Source organism: Lactococcus petauri, from assembly GCF_002154895.1.
Lineage (GTDB): Bacteria > Bacillota > Bacilli > Lactobacillales > Streptococcaceae > Lactococcus > Lactococcus petauri.
In genome coordinates, this window is the sequence record NZ_MUIZ01000024.1 from 1 (window position 1) to 3,769 (window position 3,769).

General features: G+C 37.6%; 6 protein-coding genes. All 6 read left to right on the forward strand.

Annotated elements, in window-relative coordinates:
- A partial coding sequence (locus BZZ03_RS12050) for a WxL domain-containing protein (protein WP_233128994.1) occupies nucleotides 1–354 on the forward strand: 354 nt, incomplete at its 5' end.
- Between the two features lie 10 nt (nucleotides 355–364).
- Nucleotides 365–691: an LPXTG cell wall anchor domain-containing protein gene (locus BZZ03_RS11590; RefSeq protein WP_158092891.1), complete on the forward strand. Its 327-nt coding sequence runs from the start codon at nucleotides 365–367 to the stop codon at nucleotides 689–691.
- Nucleotides 692–702: 11 nt separating this feature from the next.
- Nucleotides 703–1,455: a WxL domain-containing protein gene (locus BZZ03_RS11595; protein ID WP_086583385.1), complete on the forward strand. Its 753-nt coding sequence runs from the start codon at nucleotides 703–705 to the stop codon at nucleotides 1,453–1,455.
- A gap of 37 nt (nucleotides 1,456–1,492) precedes the next feature.
- Nucleotides 1,493–2,236, forward strand: a complete 744-nt coding sequence (locus BZZ03_RS11600; RefSeq protein ID WP_086583386.1) for a WxL domain-containing protein — start codon at nucleotides 1,493–1,495, stop codon at nucleotides 2,234–2,236.
- 13 nt (nucleotides 2,237–2,249) lie between these two features.
- Nucleotides 2,250–3,278, forward strand: coding sequence for a DUF916 and DUF3324 domain-containing protein (locus BZZ03_RS11605; RefSeq protein WP_198943959.1), 1,029 nt, complete (start codon nucleotides 2,250–2,252; stop codon nucleotides 3,276–3,278).
- Between the two features lie 54 nt (nucleotides 3,279–3,332).
- Nucleotides 3,333–3,746: an ArsC/Spx/MgsR family protein gene (locus tag BZZ03_RS11610; protein WP_086583387.1), complete on the forward strand. Its 414-nt coding sequence runs from the start codon at nucleotides 3,333–3,335 to the stop codon at nucleotides 3,744–3,746.
- The last annotated feature ends 23 nt before the right edge of the window (nucleotides 3,747–3,769 follow it).

Consider the following 3,769-nt stretch of genomic DNA (forward strand, 5'->3'; position numbering starts at 1 on the left):
ACAGAAACCATCTCAAGACAAGATCCAAATTGGAAAATCATTGTCGAAGATACACGATTAAGTAAGAGAAATTGGCGAGTTACCGCTCAACTTGTGGATCAATTTAAAGATAGTTCAGGACAACCTTTGAAAAATGATGTACTGCTTTTCCGTAAAGGCACTCAATTGGATCAATGGATTACCTCGACGAGTGAAGTGAATGTGTTTGATGGCACAAGTACAGACAAAAATGAATTGTATGATGTCTTATGGCCAACTCAAGAAGGTCCTCTCCTTCAAGTTGCCCCAGGGACTGTAAAAGTTGGGAAATATACAGGCGTTATTAATTGGAAACTGATTGATGCACCTGTATAAGAGAAAGGAGGTGAAAAATTTGAAAAGGATTTTTAAAAAAGGATTGTTCTTGAGTATTGTTGCTTTTTATATCGTTGGCAATAATCAAATTGCACATGCGGATATAACCGCCAATATGGAAAGCCAAGCGTCTATTCATTTTGATCAATCTTACTTCCCCCCAGAAGTAGATCCCCTCATTCCCAGTGGAAATACCTCTTTTCCAGTTTATACTGGAAAGACTATTCTCCCTAAAACAGGGGAATCAAGTGGTCAAGCTTGGCAAATGCTTGGGCTCTTATTCTTAAGTACAAGTTTAATACCCCTTACAACAAAAAAAATAAAAAAAGAATATTAGGAGAAAACACAATGAAAATGAATCACTTACTTATGGCAGGAGCCCTCTTACTTTCAAGCAGTTCAATGTTAAATTTTGCATCTGTTGTTCACGCAGATGATAATTCTGTGAATACTACAGGGGATGTGAGTTTTGTGGAAGATACAGATCCCACAGATCCACTTGACCCCACAGACCCCACAGACCCAGTAGATCCGCTTGATCCCATCGAGCCGACAGATGGTCCATTAAGTCTTGATTATGCGTCAAGTTTCCACTTTGGCGAACAAAAGATTTCTGCTAAGGATGAAACATATTATGCGGCCTTTGATAAAATTAAAGGTGCAGAAGAAGGTCAAACAATAGATAAACCCAACTGGGTCCAAGTCTCAGATAAACGTGGTACAAATGCAGGATGGAAATTACAAGTCCAACAGGGAACACAATTTACAACAGGACAAGGCGAGAGTGCCAAAGAGCTTAAAGGTGCAGAAATCAAAATTACCAATCCTATTGTAAAAACAACACCTGATAACCAAGCAACTGCTCCTACCGCAAACTCTGAGATTACTTTAATTCCAGGTGCAGACGGTGCTGCAGGCGCAGCCCAAGATGTCATGACTGCCCAACAAGATCAAGGGATGGGCACATGGTTAGATGGTTTTGGTAACGAAAGCAACGGAGATAAGAGTATTTCATTGAGCGTTCCCGGAGTTTCTGAAAAGGTAAAAGATGGGAAATACACGACAGATTTAACATGGGTGTTAACAGATACACCAGCGTAATGAAATGCATAGATTGATAAGGAAAAGGAAAAAAATTATGAAAAAAACAGCATACACAGCTTTGGCTACAACAGTACTTTTAACAGGATTTGCATTTGGTGCTTCTCGTGCTTTGGCAGAGGAGCCTGTGGAAGCAGATGGCGCATCAATGAAATCTGTAGGAACAATCTCTTATGTGACAGATGATGCACCAGTAAATCCTATTGACCCTATGGATCCAGACCCTGAAAACCCAATTACTCCAACTGATCCAGAGGATCATGAACCTCCAACATCAGGTCCATTGAGTATTGATTATGTGTCTAATCTACGTTTTGGTGAACAAAAAACTACAGGGACAGATATGACATATTATGCTCAATTGGATAATATTATTGCATCAGATGGTACAGAAATTAGTCGTCCAAACTTTGTTCAAGTGACAGATAAACGTGGTTCTAATGCAGGATGGCATTTAACTGTGACTCAAGACGGACAGTTTAAAAGTGGTGAAGATGAATTAGCTGGAGCGGTACTTAAATTGGATCATGCGAGCTTGTCTACACCAAATGACGGGATTGAACCAACCGCTAACCAAGGCATTTCTTTGACGCCGGGCGTTTCTTCCGATGTATTGGATGCGAAAGAAGACCAAGGGACAGGGACATGGTTGAACCGTTTTGGTGCAGATGAAGAAGAAGGAAAATCAAGTGTCTCATTGTCAGTACCAGGTAAAACCAAAAAAGTTCAAGGGGAGTATAAAACTAGCCTCACTTGGACATTGACAGATACACCAGCGTAATAAGGAGAAGAGAGTGAAAAAGAAAAGTTTATTTCTCTTTTTTATAGGTATAGTTCTTCTTTTCTCTGGTTTTAGGACAGTATCTGCGGCAGAAATGAAATTTTCTGTTCAGGCAGTACTTCCAGAAAATCAAGTGGATAAATCTCAATCTTATTTTGATCTACGTATGAAACCAGGACAATCTCAGGATTTAATGGTGGAGATGCGCAATGATACTTCTAAGGAAGTGACGGTTGAAGTGAATCCTAATACTGCCATTACCAATCAAAATGGTATTGTGGAATATAACGATACGAAGACGAAACGTGACAGTAGCTTAAAGACAGGCTTTAAAGATATTGCGACAACAGAAAAAGAAGTGACTGTTCCCGCAAAAAGTCAAAAGCAAGTCAAAATTCATGTTCAAATGCCACAAGAAGAATACAATGGAACAATCTTGGGAGGAATATATTTTTCTGAAAAAGATCAAGGAAAAGATCAGAAAGATACTTCTAAAGGCAGTCAAATTGTAAATAAATATGCTTATGTGATCGGTGTTAAACTGACAGAGACAGATACTGTTGTTCAACCAGAATTACGATTAAATGCAGTACAAGCTAAACAAATCAATTATCGTAATGTTATTACTGCAAATATTCAAAATTATGAACCCGCTATTCTTAAAGATTTAAAGATAGAAGGTAAGGTTTATGAAAAAGGTGGCAGTGAAGTTCTTTATTCCGAAGTGAAAGAAGACCTTCGTATGGCGCCGAACTCTAATTTTGATTTTGCGATGAGTCTGAATAATAAGCCCTTTAAACCTGGGAAATACACCTTTAAAGGTGTAGGGAAATCAGGGGACAAGGAGTGGAAGTTTGAAAAAGACTTTGAAATAAAAGGTGAAGAGTCACGGAAATATAATAAAGAAGCAGTCTCTCTGGAGAAGGACAATACTTGGATCTATATACTTGTAGGTATAATTGTTGTTTCTCTTCTCTTGATTATTATTTTGATTTTGTTAAGAAAATTAAAAAATAACAAAGAAACCCAAGAAAGAGAGTGATAAGATGAAAGCCTACTTAAATTTTTAAGGAGGCTTTTATTTTTGGAGAACAGGATGATTCATTTATATTATAGGCAAAGATGCACGTCTACTCCTAGAGCTATAGAGTGGTTTAAGAGCTATGGAATCAAAGTTTGTATACGTTCCTCTGGTCAAATTTCTCGAGAAGAGTTAATTACTGCTCTCTCCTCTACAGAGAAGGGGTTTACTGATTTATTGAAGCACCCTAATCATCTTAATGATGAAGAAATGTCTAAAATTCGTTTACTTAAAACACTGACATTAAATCAGGCACTCGATTTTATCAAAGTTAATCCCCAACTTTTAAGATCCCCAATTATTATTGAAAGAAATAAAGTGTTAATTGGGTATAATCCAGATCAAATTCGAATGTTTTTACCACCAGAGTATCGACGGAGTACGTTGTTTAGAAAAGAAAGAGAAGAGGTTTTAAAGAGAGGAGATTGATTTAAGAAATAGTATCTTTAATC